Raw genomic sequence first — 15,674 nt, 5'->3', positions numbered from 1 at the left:
ATGAACCACTGATTTGCCCGACGGCGCAAGGAGAAATTCTGCTTTTGCGAAATTTAGAAGATGATCGCGGGACCGCCGATGCCGGCGATCTCCGGTCAGAGCCGCGGGACGGCTTCAATGCAGGTCGGTTGTTGGCTGTGCAGAATGCGCCTGATGAGAGATGTGGCCAGGGGCTCTTGCGCAGCGGCAGCCTTGCCCTGCAGTCGGCCGCGGAATAGGTTGCCTTGAACTAGTTATATTTTCGACGGAATTGGGAATGACCCCGGCTCTTGCGCTATGGCTCGCTTTTTCTGGGTGGCTCCTCGTCTTTTGCCTCTGGCATGAAATCAAGCGGAAGCCCGCCCGGGCCGAACCCGAGAGCCTGTGGTGGTGGTCGATCAGATAGTGCGGTGGCTGTGTCGGGGCGGCCGCAGATTGGCCACGAATTGCTGGAAACTTACGGTAACATGATGACATAAATAGCAACCTCGGATAATCTGGTATCCGGGGGTGGTTCATGCGTCAGGTGTCTTCTCGCGTCGTGATCGCGATCGCGTCCGTGTGCTGTGCAGCATGTCCGGCTTCGGCGACCGATCTCTGGCAGTTCGATTTTACGTCCTCCCGCGGCAGCGGACAGTTTCTGGTCAATCCCGCCAGTTTCGTCATTCCCGTATCGGCCGGCTCACCGTCAACCTTCAACGTGGTCGGGGCGAATATCACGATCGATGCCGGCGGTGTGCTGGGCACGGCTCACTACACGCTGGCGAGCTTGTCTGGGACGAACTGTACGCCGGCGGAGTGTCGCGTGATTTTTTCCGTCCCGGACGTCGTTCCCGGCTTTGGTACCTACGATGTCTTGCTGCAGCTCAATTTCGAGCGGATATGGGTGAATTGGTCGACGCCCAGCCAGCAGCAGATTCAGATGTGGCTGAGCACCAATCCGGCGGCATCGTTCAACTGGAACGATGTTGGTGCTGCCACCCGGACCGTCGTTTCCGTGGCGCCGGGATGGCGTGCGACCCCCCTCAATTCGGATTGGAATACGGCCGCGAACTGGACTGTCGGGTCGGTCCCCCTCGCGACGGATACCGCACAATTCGGTGCCTCGACTGCGACCGCGATCGATATCAGGCAATCGACCGAGGTGGCCGGCTTGACCTTTCTCAGCGGCGCACCGGCCTATACGTTCAACGTCACCGGAAACGCTGGCGGTGCGGCGTCGCTGCTGATCAGCGGGGCGGGCGTTGACGATCAGTCTGGCAATCGCCCGAGCTTCATGGTGTCCGGTGTCTCCGGCAATCTCGGTACGCTTCAGTTCGAAAATTCGGCGACGGCGGGTGATGCGGTCGTCACCACGGGGGCCTTCGGAGTCACGCGCTTTACCGGCAGCAGCAGTGGGGGTAACGCTCAGCTCGTCACCAGTTCCGGCGGGACCGTCGACATCTCCGGGTTGACGTCGAGCGGCTTGAGTGTTGGGTCGATTGCAGGAGCTGGCAGCTATGTCCTCGGCTCGAAAACTCTCACAACTGGACTGTTGAACACCGACACAGAGGTGTCTGGTGTGATATCCGGGACCGGTGGCACTCTGACGAAGGTCGGAAGCGGCGCGCTGATCCTGTCGGGTAGCAATACCTATTCAGGAGGAACGCAGCTGAACGCGGGCTCCCTGGTCGTGGCCAACAACAACGCCCTGGGCAGCGGCACCCTCACCATGGCGAATGGGACGAGCCTCTCCTTCGCGAACAGCTCCGACTTTGCGATCGGCAACGCGCTTCAGGTCACCGGAAGCGGACATTTTGCGGCGCCGGCAGGTACGACGCAGACCGTGCAAGGGACGATCTCGGATGGAGGGTCTGCTGGAACGATGGTGTTCGACGGCGTTGGAACGATGGTCCTGGCCGCTGCCAACGCCTACACCGGCGGTACGGTGATCAACGCGGGCACCTTGCGGCTTTCGGGCGGCGCTACGCTCGGCGCAGCGAGTGGATCGACGCTGGTCGCAGGCGGGATCCTCGATCTTGGTGGGACCACTCAGATCCAAAACGGCGGTGTCCTTCTGACGGGTGGGACGGTCAGAAACGGTGTGATCGCGTCCAATACCGATTTTGTCGTTCAATCTGGCACCGCAGACCTCGATCTCAGCGGTGCCGGCGGTCTGACAAAAACTGGCTCAGGGACATTCGTCCTCGCGGGCACGGCAAGCTACACCGGAGCGACGACTATCAACGGCGGCGTTTTTCAGGTGGACGGAGCGCTCACAGGGACCTCGGCAGTCAACCTCAACTCCGGAATGATCACCGGCACCGGGACAATCGATCCGCTCACGGTCAGCATCAACAATGGCACCGTCTTCGCGCCTGGAAACGGCGCAGCCGGGAGTTCGATGGCAATTGTGGGGAATCTGGCGTTTCAATCCGGCGCGATCTATCTCATCCAGCTGAATCCGACGGCCTCGAGTTTCGCCAGCATCAGTGGCACCGCGAGCCCGGGCGGGGCAACGGTCGATGCCATCTTCGAGGCAGGAGGCTACGTCGCCAAGCGCTACACGATTCTGACCGCTGGTGGCGGCGTCAGCGGGACGTTTGCCTCCTTGGCGAATACCAACCTCCCGGCTGGCTTCAAATCCGCGCTCAGCTATGACGCAAATGCCGTTCATCTCGACCTATCGCTCGACTTCGTTCCGCCGAGCGCACCGAACTACGGCGGGGGTCTGTCTGCAAATCAGCAGAGTGTTGCCACCGCCCTGACGCGGTTCTTCGATACGACGGGCAGTATTCCGCTCGTGTTCGGCACACTTTCGCCGTTGGGCCTGACCCAGGTATCGGGAGAGCTCGCGTCAGCTCCGCAGCAGGCTACGTTCAATGCGATGGGGCAGTTTATCAGCCTGCTCGCCGATCACGGTCATGCCGGACGCGATGGCGTTGGCGGAGCTGGCCCGCAGGCCTATGCCGAGGAGGGCATGGCAGCGGGCCGGAGGGTGGACAGCGCGTTTGCATCCATGACCAGGCACCCAGCGTCTTTCGAGCAGCGCTGGAATGTCTGGGGCGACGGCTTTGGCGGGTCACACTCGACGGATGGAAGCGCTGGAGCTGGATCAACTCGCTCCACCAGCCGCATCTACGGGACCGCGGTCGGGGTGGACTATTTATTGACGCCCGCGACGGTCGCAGGATTTGCTCTTGCCGGTGGTGGCACAGGTTTCACGGTCGACGCTCTCGGTACAGGAAGATCTGATCTCTTTCTGGCGGGCGCCTATCTTCAACACATCCACGGACCCGCTTATTTGTACGCCGCCCTGGCCTATGGTTGGCAGGATGTGACGACGGACCGTACGATTGCCGTCGCGGGTATCGACCGGCTGAAGGCCTCGTTCAATGTGAACGCCTATTCCGGACGCCTTGAAACCGGCTATCGTCTGTCAATACCCGCGGTCCGCGATTTTAGTCTGACGCCCTATGCGGCAGGCCAGGCCGTCAGTCTTGATATGCCTCGCTACACTGAGCAGTCGGTCGCCGGCGCCTCGGTTTTCGCCCTGAGCTATGCCGCGAAACGAGTGACGGACTATCGGACCGAAATAGGACTTCGGACCGGCTTGTCTCTGGGGGAGGCGGATGGCGTGCTCAGCTGGCGCGGCCGCATCGCCTGGGCTCATAATTTCAACCTCGAGCGCAGCATTGCTGCAGCTTTCCAATCACTGCCCGGGGCGAGCTTTACGATCAACGGCGCGCGGCCGGCGCCGAACGCTGCATTGACGACGCTGGGTCTCGAACGACAGTGGCGTAACGGCTGGTCCGCGGCTGCGACCCTCGACGGGGAGTTCTCGAGCACCACACGCTCCTATTCCGGTAGAGCCTCTATTCGCCATATCTGGTGACCGAGGCGGAGCAGGCGACGAAGGGCTGAGCCGCCATCAGCACCGGCAAGATCATCGGTATCAGCGAAAGCAGATGTTGCGGTCTCCGGAACCACACGGCTCTTCAAAAGACGATGGTGCTTGGATTCGCTCCAAACCAAGATCAGGCGCTTGAGCTGTTCCGACGCCGTCAGCGTCTTCGGTGTCGTGAAGCGCGCTGAAGGTTTTCCGCCGCGAAGAGCTCGTTGAGAGCAAGAGTGCAGGCTGGGTTGGCCGTGACGGGTTCGAAGTGGCGAGAGAGTTCCGCTGCGCCCGTCGCGGAGATCTGCGATGCAGGGACGGAGAGTTGGAGCGCGCGCCGGCGAGAGCCGGGCGAGCCTCTATGAGGAGATCACGAGCAAGATCATCGCTGAGTTGGAGGCTGGCCGGGTGCCGTGGGTTCGGCCTTGGGGGACGCAAGCAGCAAAGGCTCAGCTCGCCTTGCCGCGCAATGGGGCCACGGGCCGGCCGTACTCGGGGATCAACGTGTTGATCCTCTGGGGGGCTGTCATCGAGCGCGGATTGACGGGCCAGAGCTGGTTGACCTTCCGGCAAGCGCTCTCGCTTGGCGGCCATGTCCGCAAGGGCGAGCGCGGTGTTTCCGTCGTCTATGCCGACCGCTTTGTGCCGTCGGATGAACGGCAGCGTGCCCGCGCGGTCGGCGAGGAGGCGCAAGCCATTCCGTTTCTGAAGCGGTTCACCGTCTTCAACACCGACCAATGCGATGGTCTGCCAGATGATATCGCGACTGTGGCACCGCTTCCGCCGCCGGGTCGGATCGAGCCGTTGGTCGAGACGCTGATTGCCAACAGTGGCGTCGACTTCCGGATCGGAGGTGATCGTGCGTTCTATGCACCAGCCGAAGATTTCGTGCAGGTGCCGCCGCCGGCTGTGTTCTTCGAGCCAATCAACTGGCATCGCACGGCCTTGCATGAACTTGCCCATGCGAGTGGTCATGCCTCGCGGCTGAATCGGGATCTCACGGGCCGGTTCGGCAGCCGCAAATATGCCTTTGAGGAGCTGATCGCCGAGATCGCGGCGGCGTTCAGCTGCGCGGCGCTCGGCATCGTGCCGACCGTGCGCCATGCCGACTATCTCGGCTGTTGGCTCGACGTCCTGCGCGAGGACAATCGCGCCATTGTCCGGGCGGCAAGCCAAGCCAGCCGCGTGGCCGACTATCTCCTCGGCCTGATACCCGATGCGGCTGACTTCCCTCAGCCGGACGCTCCGGATCATGCCCCCGCGTGAGCTCTCGGTTTGGCGACAGTGAAGAGAGAGAGGGTGAGGGGCGCTTTGCGGCGGGTTGAAGGCCTGAGAGAGAGGCTCCGGGCCAGCCCGTTGTGGAGAATCAAGACATGACCAAGGCCCCTCACAAGATCACGCTGTCGCCGTCGCGCGACATTCCTTTCAACAAGCTCGTCCTGAGCCAATCCAACGTTCGCCGGATCAAGGGTGGCGTTTCAATCGAGGAGCTGGCGGAGAGTATTGCCGAGCGAACGCTGCTGCAGAGCTTGAATGTCCGCGCCTTGCTCGATGATGACGGCAGGGAGACTGGGATGTTCGAAGTGCCCGCGGGCGGCAGGCGCTACCGGGCTCTCGAGCTGCTGGTGAAGCAGAAGCGGATGGCCAAGACGCAAGCCGTGCCTTGCGTGGTTCGCGACTCCGGCTCGGCTGTGGATGACTCGTTTGCCGAAAATGACCAGCGTGTCGGTCTGCATCCCCTGGATCAATTTCGCGCGTTCGAGGCGTTGCGCGACAGCGGCATGAGCGAGGAGGAGATCGCCGCGCGACATTTCGTGGCGGTTGCGGTCGTCAAGCAGCGCTTGCGGTTGGCCGCTGTCTCCCAAGCGCTGCTCGATGTCTACGCCGCTGATGGGATGACGCTCGAGCAGCTGATGGCCTTCACGGTCACGACCGATCATGCACGCCAGCAGGAGGTCTGGGACCAGGTCAGCCGCTCTGGCTGCGATGCGCCGTACCAGATTCGCCGTCAGCTGACGGAGCGGACGGTTCGGGCTTTCGATCGCAGGGTCCTCTTCGTGGGGCTCGCCTCCTATGAGGCCGCAGGAGGTGTGGTGCTGCGGGATCTGTTCGAGGCCGATGACGGCGGCTGGCTGCAGGATGCCGCGCTGCTCGATCGCCTCGTGACGGAGAAGCTGCAATCAGAGGCCGAGCGGATCGGCATCGAGGGCTGGAAGTGGATCGCGGCCGCCGTCGACTTCCCGTTCGGGCATACCCATGGCTTGCGCGAGCTTCAGGGGGAGCCGGCCGAACTCACCGTCGGCGAGCAGGCCGCAATTGAAGCGTTGAGGGCCGAACAGGCCAAGCTCGAAGGGGAACATGGTCAGGCCGATGAGCTGCCCGAGGAGGTCGATCGGCGCCTCGGTGAGATCGAAGCCGCTCTGCAATCCTTCAAGGAGCGGCCCATGATCTTCGATGCGGCAGACATTGCGCGCGCCGGCGCGTTCGTCAGCGTCGACTCGGAAGGCCGGCTTCGGGTCGCCCGCGGCTTTGTCCGCCCTGAGGATGAGGCAGTCGCGACCAGCGACCACCTGGATGCGGAAGCTGGTGCGGGGAGCGAAAGCCGGGCCGGCACTCCGGAAGCTGAGGTCAGGACAACGGCGCCGACCATCGTGATCGGCGGCGGCCAGAGCGAGGTGCCGGATGAGGAGGCGGAGGATGTCGAACGGCCTCTGCCGGAACGGCTGATCAGCGAGCTTTCGGCCTACCGCACACTCGCTTTGCGCGATGCGCTGGGTCGGCAGCCGTCGATCGCCTTCCAGGCGGTGCTGCACAGCTTCGCGCTGGCGGTGTTCTATCCGTTCGGCTCGGCGCTCAATTGCCTCGAGATCTCGCTGCGTAGCCCGAGCTTTCCGGAGCAGCCGCCGGGTCTGCAGGACAGCATCCCGGCAAAGGCGATTGCCGCCCGCCACGCGGCCTGGAAAGCCAAGCTGCCGGCGAGCGACAAGGACCTCTGGGCGGTCCTGACGGCGATGGATGGGACGGCGCAGGCCGAGCTCTTCGCGCATTGCGCCGCGCAGGCGGTGAACGCGATTTCTGAGCCGGCCAACCGGGTGCATCAAGGGCGTCTGTCTGCGCATGGCGTTCGTGGTCGCCTCGAACAGGCGGACCGGCTGTCGCGCGCGGTCAGGCTCGACATGATCACGGCCGGCTGGACGCCTACGGTGGGTAATTATCTCGGGCGCGTGACCAAGCATCGGATCCTGCAAACCGTGCGCGAGGCCAAGGGCGAGGCCTCGGCCCAGCTCATCGAGCACCTCAAGAAACCGGACATGGCGCGCGAAGCTGAGCGGCTGCTCGACGGCAGCGGCTGGTTGCCGGAGCCGCTGCGAGGAGCGGAGACCGATGTCGCACCGGCAGCTGAAGGCGAAGGTGGCGACAGCCTCCCGGCTTTCCTCAGCGAGGACGAGGAGGCGACGGAGGGCGCTGAGGAAGTCGACGAGATTGTCCTTGCGGAGTGACCCCCGGTTCGGAACGGCTCGCGTGTGAAGATATCGATGATGGAAGCCCGGCCAGTTCGGCCGGGCTTTGTCATGCAGGTCCCCGGTGAACTGAGCAGAGACGAGAGTGAGAGAGGTGGGGCCGCGCAGGTTGAGGTCGCCCGACAAGAGAGAGCGTTCGGCGGCCGTTCCGCATCCTCGCTCTCCCTTGAGGTTCTTTGCCATGGTCACCGAGACGAGCAGCCGTACGGCTTCCTTCGCACTCCTCGCACGCGCCAAAGCCATCCATCGTGCGGCCGAGCTGTTGCTCCAAAGCCTTGCCCGCGGCGAGCGCATCGATGCGAAGTGCCTGCGCCACGCCATGCAGACCGCCTTTGGCGCCAGTGATGCCGAAGGCAGCTGGGACTGGAAGACGGCGTACGAGGCCTGCGAGATCGCCGCCGTTCTGTTTTTGGCGAAATACGGTCCCGCGATGATCAAGGCCAGCAATGGCGTGGCCTCAGCCTTGCTGCCGATGATCGGCAAGATTGCAGCGCTTCTGCCGAGCCATACCAAGCGCTCGATGGAGAGCCAGACCCTTCAGCAGTTCTCGACGCCGCTGCCGTTGGCGCTTGCCACGGCCGCGGCGGCGCTAGTGACATCGGCCGATCGCGTGCTCGAGCCCTCGGCAGGGACGGGGAGCCTGGCCATCTTCGCCGAGCTCGCGGGTAGTTCGCTTCTGCTCAACGAACTCGCCGCAAGCCGTGCCGCTTTGCTCGATCTGGTGTTCGCAAGTGTGGCCGTGACGCGCTTCGACGCTGCGCAGATCGATGACTATCTCGATGCGGCTTGCGTTCCTAGCGTGGTCCTGATGAACCCGCCGTTCTCGGCAACGGTGAATGTGGATCGTCCCCAGGGCGATACGACGCTGCGCCACCTTTCATCGGCACTGGGGCGGCTTGGAGAGGGCGGGCGCCTGGTTGCCATCACAGCCGCCGGTTTCGCCCCGGATAATCCGGCATGGACGGGCGACTTCGTGCGCCTGCAGGAGCGAGGTCGCCTCGTATTCTCTGCTGCGATCGATGGAGCGGTCTATGCACGACAAGGCACGACGATCGCCACGCGCCTGATCGTGATCGACAAGCAGCCAGCGCCTGATCCTCGCGTCCTTCCGCAGTCGGCGGGGATAGCGCCCGACGTCAGGACCTTGCTCGATTGGATCACGGCGCTCGTGCCACCGCGGCTGCCGATGGCGGGTCACTTCATCTCGCAGGCCAGCGAGTGTGTCGGTCCCCTTCCGAGAGCAGGACGCATCCCGCGGGCTGCTCGCGATCCTTCACCGGCGCCGTCGCGTGAGCCGGTCGGCTGCGAGCTTGCGTATGAACCCGTGGATGATCCGTCCGAGGACGGGCCTCGCCTGACCGAGGCGCTCTATGAACCGTATCAGCTGCAATCGATCCGGATCCCGGAGGCGAAACCCCATCCGACCAAGCTGGTGCAATCGGCGGCGATGGCCTCGGTCGTGCCGCCCAAACCGACCTATCGACCGCATGTGCTGCCTCCGCTCGTCACCAACGGCGTCCTTTCCGATGCGCAGCTCGAGAGCCTCATCTATGCCGGCGAGGCGCATGGCGGATTCCTCGCCGGCTCGTGGATCGTCGATGAGACGTTCGAGCACGTGCGTGCGGCCAGCGAGGACGCCGAGCAGGCCGTGCGCTTCCGGCGCGGCTGGTTCCTCGGCGATGGGACCGGCGCCGGCAAGGGCCGCCAGGTCGCAGGTATTCTGCTCGACAATTGGCTGAAGGGCCGGCGCCGCGCGATCTGGGTCAGCAAGTCCGACAAGCTGATCGAGGACGCGCAGCGCGATTGGGCTGCGCTCGGAATGGAGCGACTCCTGGTGACGCCACTGTCGCGCTTCCGCCAGGGCGTTCCGATCCGGCTCGATGACGCCATCCTCTTTACGACCTACGCCACGCTACGGACCGACGAGAGGGGCGAGAAGCTTTCCCGCGTCCGCCAGATCGTCGATTGGGTGGGGCGCGACTTCGATGGCGTGATCGTCTTCGACGAGAGCCATGCGATGCAGAACGCCGCGGGCATCAGAGGCGATCGGGGCGAGCAGGCGGCTTCACAGCAGGGGCGGGCCGGCTTGAGATTGCAACATGCGCTGCCCAATGCCCGCGTCGTCTATGTCTCGGCAACGGGCGCGACCACCATCCACAATCTCGCTTATGCCCCGCGTCTGGGACTGTGGGGCGGCGCCGACTTCCCGTTTGCGACGCGTGCGGATTTCGTGGCGGCCATCGAGGAGGGGGGAGTCGCGGCGATGGAGGTGTTGGCCAGGGATCTCAAGGCGCTCGGTCTCTATGCAGCGAGGTCGCTGTCCTTCGAGGGCGTGGAATACGAGCTGCTCGAGCACCGCCTCACGGATGAACAGGTGCGGATCTACGATGCCTACGCCGAGGCGTTCGCGGTCATTCACAACAATCTCGAGGCCGCGATGCGCGCGGCCAACATCACGGGGGCAAACGGAACGCTGAACGCCCAGGCCAGGTCGGCGGCGCGCTCGGCGTTTGAGTCCGCCAAGCAGCGCTTCTTCGGGCATCTTCTGACCTCGATGAAGACGCCGACCCTGATCAACGCGATCAAGCGGGATCTCGACGCCGGCTGTGCCGCGGTCATCCAGATCGTCTCGACGGGGGAGGCCTTGATGGAGCGCCGGCTCTCCGAAATCCCGACGGAGGAGTGGGGCGACGTCCAGGTCGATATCACGCCTCGCGAGTACGTTCTCGACTATCTCGCCCATTCCTTCCCGGTCCAGCTCTATGAGCCATTCACCGACGGCGAGGGCAATCTGTCCTCTCGGCCTGTCACACGCGATGGCCAGCCGGTCGAGAGCCGTGAGGCGGTGGCGCGGCGGCAGGAGATGATCGAGCGCCTCGCCTCGCTTGCGCCCGTGCCCGGCGCGCTTGACCAGATCGTCCAGCGCTTCGGTACCGATGTGGTCGCCGAGGTGACCGGCCGTTCCAGGCGGATCGTCCGCATCCGTGATCGGCTTGCGGTTGAGACCAGGGCCGGCTCGGCGAATCTGGCGGAGGCCGCGGCCTTCATGGATGACCAGAAGCGCATCCTGGTGTTCTCGGATGCAGGAGGTACCGGTCGCAGCTATCACGCCGAGCTGTCGGCGAAGAACAAGCGGCTGCGGGTGCATTATCTGCTGGAGCCTGGCTGGAAAGCTGACGCTGCGATCCAGGGGCTAGGAAGAACCAACCGCACCTACCAGGCACAGCCGCCGCTGTTCCGCCCGATCGCGACCGACGTGAAAGCCGAGAAGCGCTTCCTCTCCACGATTGCGCGTCGGCTCGATACGCTCGGCGCCATCACCCGCGGCCAGCGCCAGACCGGCGGCCAGGGGCTATTCCGCCCCGAGGACAATCTCGAAAGTCCGCACGCCCGCGATGCCCTGCGCCAGCTCTATGGGCTTCTGGTCCGCGGCCAGGTCGGCAGCTGCTCGCTGCAGCGGTTCGAGCAGGCGACGGGATTGAAGCTGACGGACGAGAATGGTCTGCGTGATGAGCTGCCGCCGATCACGACCTTCCTGAACCGGCTGCTGGCGCTGACCATCGAGTTGCAGAACATCCTGTTCACGGTGTTCGAACAATTGCTTGCGGCACGTATCGAGGGCGCCATCGCCTCCGGGACCCACGACGTCGGCCTGGAGACGCTGCGCGCCGAGAGCTTCGTCGTCACCGGGAGGCGGACGATCTACACCCATCCGGCCACCGGCGCAGAGACTGATCTCGTCACCATCACCCAGCGTGACCGCAACCGGCCGATGCCGCTGAACGAGGCCTTGGAGCGGCTCCTGCAGCGCCGCGCCGTTGCGCTGCGTAACGTCCGATCCAGTCGTGCCGCGATCCAGCTGCCGGCACTGAGCTTGCTGCTCGACGACGGAGAGATCGAGCCACGCGTCCATCTCGTGGGGCCGACGGGACGCCAGACTTTGCCGCTCGCCAAACTCGCTGACCACGATTGGGTGGAAGCGGATCATGAGCAGTTCAAGGCGGCCTGGAGCGCGCAGCTCGCGTCGGTCCCGGAGTTCACGACGAGCACGATCTATCTCGTCACGGGCCTGTTGCTGCCGATCTGGAGGCGCCTTCCTGCGGAGTTCACGCGCGTCTACCGGCTTCAGACCGACGCGGGCGAGCGCATCATCGGTCGTAAGGTCCCGCTCGGCTGGGACTCTGCCATGTCGGCGGAAGCTCCCGCGCTTGCGCCGGAGCAGGCGTTCGCGGCCCTGCTACGTGACGATTACGCGCTCGATCTCGCCGAGGGCCTGCAGCTCCGGCGCGTCCGCGTCATGGGCGTCCATCGCATCGAGCTCTCGGGCTTAGCTGAAGGCCTCATGGACTGTCTCCGGGCCTATGGGATGTTCGCTGAGATCATCTCCTGGAAGCTCAGGATGTTCGTACCGACCGATCCGAGCGGCGCTGCGGTCCTGGCCAAGGTTCTGGAGCGGTTTCCGGTTGCAGGAGTCCGCGGGCGGGAGCGAACGTGATGGCACGCGAGGCATCCGAACTGGCAGGCCGGCTCGCGCGTGAGGCCGAGGCGGTCTGTCGTCACTATCTGTCCAACGGCAGGCGCGAGGGCCGCTATTGGCTGGTTGGCGACGTCAGCAATACGGCCGGCCGCTCGCTGTTCGTGCGGCTGCATGCCTCATCGAGAGGAGCGGCCGGCAAATGGGTGGATGCCGCGACCGGCGAGCATGGCGATCTCCTCGACATCATCGGGACGACGTGTGGCCTGACGAGCTTTCGCGAGATTGCCGAGGAGGCGCGCCGGTTCTTGAAGCTGCCTCGATGGCAGCGAGAGCCGCGCGTTGAGATCAAGGCCATGCGCTCGCGCGACATGACTAAAGCGGCCCGACGTCTATTTGCAATGGCGCAGCCGCTGCCTGGGACGCTCGGAGAGACCTATCTCGCAAATCGCAGCATTGATTCGCCGGTCAGCGCCGATACCCTCCGCTTCCATCCGCGCTGCTTCTATCGCCCCGATGACACGGACACGATCGAGACTTGGCCGGCGCTGATTGCCGCCGTGACGGATCTTGATGGCCGCATCACCGGCGTCCATCGGACCTGGCTCGATCCCGGCGGCTTCGACGCTCGCAGACTTGGCAAGGCGCCGATCGATACGCCGCGGCGGGCGATGGGCGATCTGCTCGGACATGCTGTTCGCTTCGGCTCCGCTAATGATGTGCTGGCGGCCGGGGAGGGCATCGAGACCTTGCTGTCGCTGCGAACGGTGCTGCCGAGCTTGCCGGTTGCTGCGGCACTCTCGGCCAATCATCTCGCAACGCTGCTGTGGCCGGCCAGGCTGCGCCGGCTCTATGTCGCGCTCGACGCCGATGCGGCTGGTATCAATGCGGCGAAAGCGCTGACAACACGTGCGTTGGACGCCGGCATCGAGGCGATCGCGCTTTGTCCGCTCCTCGAAGACTTCAACGAGGATCTCCGCGCATATGGCAAGGGCCCGCTTCGGGAAATGCTACTTTCTCAGCTGCTGCCTGAGGACGTCGTCAGATTGATGGGCGCGGGTCCGGCCTAGCGTCCGGCGTCTGCTTGGGTGCCGGTCGGCGTCGGTGGCGCGTGCGTGGGCAAGGGGATCTCGTCCATGCCTCAGAGGGCCGCGCCGAGGGCCTTCTTCAGAGGCGATCGGACGTCAGCCGGTCCGGTCCGGCAATGGCGGTTCGCAGCTATTTTCCGCCAGCCCGCAAGCGGGCCTTTGCATCGCGAGGCAAAATAGCTGCGGCTCGCCATCCTCCGCTGTCGCTCCGGCCCGCTGCTCGAGGGCAGCGGGTTCTGGTCCGGGCCGCCCGTCGTCTTGGAGATCGCTATCGAAGGCCGCGATGGGCGCGGCTCTGACGATCACAGACGAGGTCCCCATGTCCACTCCGAACGACGAGACGCATGAGCTGCGCGACATTCAATCAACGACCGGCGACGCTCTGACCGAACTCCAGCTGCATGGCTACCGGCCGTTCGACGACGAGCCTGATCCGCGGCCGCTGCCCGAGGGCAGGATGATCGCCGGCGCGGTTGCCGACATCTTTGACGCCCTGGTCGCGACGCTCTCGGACACCCGCCTCGAGCCCGAGCTGAAGGACCTCTTGTGGTCGACGGTCAACCTGTTTCATCGCGCGACGATGCGCATCGAGCGTGAGCTCGACGACAACGAGCAGGCGCAGCGCTCGAGCCAGCGCGAGCAGAACGGCTCGGAGGTCCGCTCAGTCCAGCTCGAGCGCCTGATCTCGGAGGGCGTGTCGCTGGTCGAGCGCCGCAACACCATGGAGCTCTTCCGCGATCTCGCCGCCGAGGCTTTCGAGCTCCACACCAGGTCACCCTGGCGGCCGCGATCTGGATCGCAGGTCAACCACCGCACGCTGACGGCGGCCATGATCGACTCCCGCGATTTCCTTGCGGCCAAGCACAGGGCCGAATCTGCGGTGATGATCCCACAGGGTCCCAAGATAGCACTCACCGGCGGACCGGATTTCAACGACGTCGCACTGATCTGGGATCGGCTCGACAGGGTTTACGCCAAGCATCCGGACATGGTTCTTCTGCATGGCGGCTCGCCGAAAGGCGCCGAGTTGATCGCTTCGAAGTGGGCGGCCAACCGCAAGGTGCCACAGATCGCCTTCAAGCCGGATTGGACCCGGCACAACAAGGCAGCTCCCTTCAAGCGCAACGACGCCCTGCTGGAAACACTCCCAATCGGCGTCATGGTCTTTCCCGGATCTGGAATCCAAGGCAACCTCGCCGACAAGGCGCGCAGGCTTGGCATTCCGGTGTGGAGCTTCGGGCAAGGCGGCGCGTGAGCGCCGTCAACTCTGCAAACCCGTTGGCTGCTTGGTGCAGCGGCGGGCGCTATTATCCCAGGCATCTCTCTGCACTCATCATCCGAATGCGTTTCTGCTTGCAACCGCTTTTATGTGAGGTCGCAAGAATGGACGTCATGGCCGTCTGGCGCTTGCCGACCACCGACGACAATTGGCCGCGGCAAGGATCACGTCTCGACTGGCCTGAAACGCCCCGGCGGTACCGCCGACTTGCACCGGTTGCGTGTCCATGGAGCTTGCCGCCCGTCTCGCTCCGAACATGATCATCATGGTCCGGCTCGTTCAGCGCGTCTGCCAGCCGCCGGGCCTCAAGACTTCGCCGGCTTCATCCTCGAAGACATGCGCGCAGATCGGGGCGTTGAAGGAGGGAGCGTCATGCGTGAGCGGGGGATAGCTACGCCTTGCAAACCAACGGACCGGCGGCTCCGATCTCGACGGTCTCAGGCGTCCCTCCGGATGCGACGACGTCGGTAGGGCGAGGGGACGATACCGGCACACGCTTTCCTTCTCGGTGACTTCTGATCCTTCGCCTGGTCGTTCCGATCTCTTGTGCAGCCTCGGTGCACCATGTCTCTCCTGTGAGCTGATCAGGCGGTGACGCACCTTGCCTCGTGATGGCTTGATCTGACTGAAGATCGGCTTCGCCTCGATCGCCTATGCGCAACGCCGCGTGCCAACTTTCTTCCCCTGGGCTTCGCCCATTCCTCGCGGGACAACAAAGTCGGCCGGCGGCGTCTTCCACTATCGCTGCAGCCCTCGCGGGTGCGCCGTCGCTCGCCTTCCGTCGAGATGTGCCATCGAGGCCGCGGTGGTCGCGGCCCGAACAGCCAAGGAGAGACAACATGGCTTCCATCGGTTCCTTCAAGAAGGTCGGCGACGATTTCCAGGGCGAGATCATTACCCTGAACCTCAAAGCGAAAGGCGTGCGGATCGTCTCCGAGACCAATCGCTCCAGCGAGAACGCTCCCAGCCACCGGGTCTACACTGGTCGCGTCGAGATCGGAGCCGCCTGGGCCCGCCGGTCCGAGGAAGGGCGCGACTATCTCTCGCTCAAGCTCGACGATCCCTCCTTCAACGCCCCGATCTACGCCAACCTGTTCGAAGACGAGGGCGGCGAGGGCTACACGCTCCTCTGGTCGCGGCCACGGAAGGTGGCAGAGTGAGGAGCTGATCATCCCCCGCCCGAATCAATCGGGCGGGGCCCGCTCTCGGGCATGGGATGAGAGCAACCTCCGCAGGTCTCATCTCGATCCGAGCCGCGTCAGCCGTCAGGACGCCGCGGGATGACGGCCATCTCACCTTCTGCTCGACGAGACGGTCGATCTCATCACCCATCAGGGCTATCTCCTGTCGGGCACCATCGGGCTCACCATCGATTCTCGACGGGACTGCCACGCCCCCGGGCTGCGTCGGCTGCCGATGACGCCTCACGCGCTGACGCGCGCTGCAAAGTCCGTTGCGC

At 64.4% G+C, this 15,674-nt stretch carries 7 protein-coding genes; all 7 read left to right on the top strand.

Annotation, left to right across the window (positions count from 1 at the left end; translation table 11 throughout):
• Positions 1–496: 496 nt before the first annotated feature.
• The 7 genes from QXZ94_RS23210 (at position 497) to QXZ94_RS23180 (ending at position 15,375) form a co-directional block, all read left to right on the top strand.
• Complete coding sequence (locus tag QXZ94_RS23210; RefSeq protein ID WP_315722348.1) at positions 497–3,853, top strand: autotransporter domain-containing protein; 3,357 nt, start codon at positions 497–499, stop codon at positions 3,851–3,853.
• A 309-nt stretch (positions 3,854–4,162) separates the two neighbouring features.
• A complete protein-coding gene (locus QXZ94_RS23205; RefSeq protein ID WP_315722347.1) occupies positions 4,163–5,119 on the top strand; it encodes an ArdC family protein in 957 nt (318 codons plus the stop codon).
• Between the two features lie 107 nt (positions 5,120–5,226).
• Positions 5,227–7,353 carry a ParB/RepB/Spo0J family partition protein gene (locus QXZ94_RS23200; protein WP_315722346.1) on the top strand — a complete coding sequence of 709 codons (2,127 nt, stop codon included), beginning with the start codon at positions 5,227–5,229 and terminating at the stop codon, positions 7,351–7,353.
• A 202-nt stretch (positions 7,354–7,555) separates the two neighbouring features.
• Positions 7,556–11,869: a strawberry notch family protein gene (locus QXZ94_RS23195; RefSeq protein WP_315722345.1), complete on the top strand. Its 4,314-nt coding sequence runs from the start codon at positions 7,556–7,558 to the stop codon at positions 11,867–11,869.
• Positions 11,869–12,918: a toprim domain-containing protein gene (locus QXZ94_RS23190; RefSeq protein WP_172111467.1), complete on the top strand. Its 1,050-nt coding sequence runs from the start codon at positions 11,869–11,871 to the stop codon at positions 12,916–12,918. The genes QXZ94_RS23195 and QXZ94_RS23190 overlap by 1 nt, the downstream gene beginning before the upstream one ends.
• A gap of 337 nt (positions 12,919–13,255) precedes the next feature.
• Complete coding sequence (locus tag QXZ94_RS23185; RefSeq protein ID WP_315722344.1) at positions 13,256–14,191, top strand: DUF2493 domain-containing protein; 936 nt, start codon at positions 13,256–13,258, stop codon at positions 14,189–14,191.
• 863 nt (positions 14,192–15,054) lie between these two features.
• A complete protein-coding gene (locus tag QXZ94_RS23180; protein WP_172111465.1) occupies positions 15,055–15,375 on the top strand; it encodes a DUF736 domain-containing protein in 321 nt (106 codons plus the stop codon).
• Positions 15,376–15,674 lie beyond the last annotated feature (299 nt).

Origin of the sequence: Bradyrhizobium sp. SZCCHNS2022, from assembly GCF_032377575.1 — a bacterium.
Lineage (GTDB): Bacteria > Pseudomonadota > Alphaproteobacteria > Rhizobiales > Xanthobacteraceae > Bradyrhizobium > Bradyrhizobium aeschynomenes.
This window is presented reverse-complemented; position numbering and strand designations above follow the sequence as displayed.

Coding starts and splice junctions, on each gene's coding strand:
- QXZ94_RS23210 (WP_315722348.1), top strand. CDS start 497: ATGCGTCAGGTGTCTTCTCGCGTCGTGATCGCGATCGCGTCCGTGTGC.
- QXZ94_RS23205 (WP_315722347.1), top strand. CDS start 4,163: ATGCAGGGACGGAGAGTTGGAGCGCGCGCCGGCGAGAGCCGGGCGAGC.
- QXZ94_RS23200 (WP_315722346.1), top strand. CDS start 5,227: ATGACCAAGGCCCCTCACAAGATCACGCTGTCGCCGTCGCGCGACATT.
- QXZ94_RS23195 (WP_315722345.1), top strand. CDS start 7,556: ATGGTCACCGAGACGAGCAGCCGTACGGCTTCCTTCGCACTCCTCGCA.
- QXZ94_RS23190 (WP_172111467.1), top strand. CDS start 11,869: ATGGCACGCGAGGCATCCGAACTGGCAGGCCGGCTCGCGCGTGAGGCC.
- QXZ94_RS23185 (WP_315722344.1), top strand. CDS start 13,256: ATGTCCACTCCGAACGACGAGACGCATGAGCTGCGCGACATTCAATCA.
- QXZ94_RS23180 (WP_172111465.1), top strand. CDS start 15,055: ATGGCTTCCATCGGTTCCTTCAAGAAGGTCGGCGACGATTTCCAGGGC.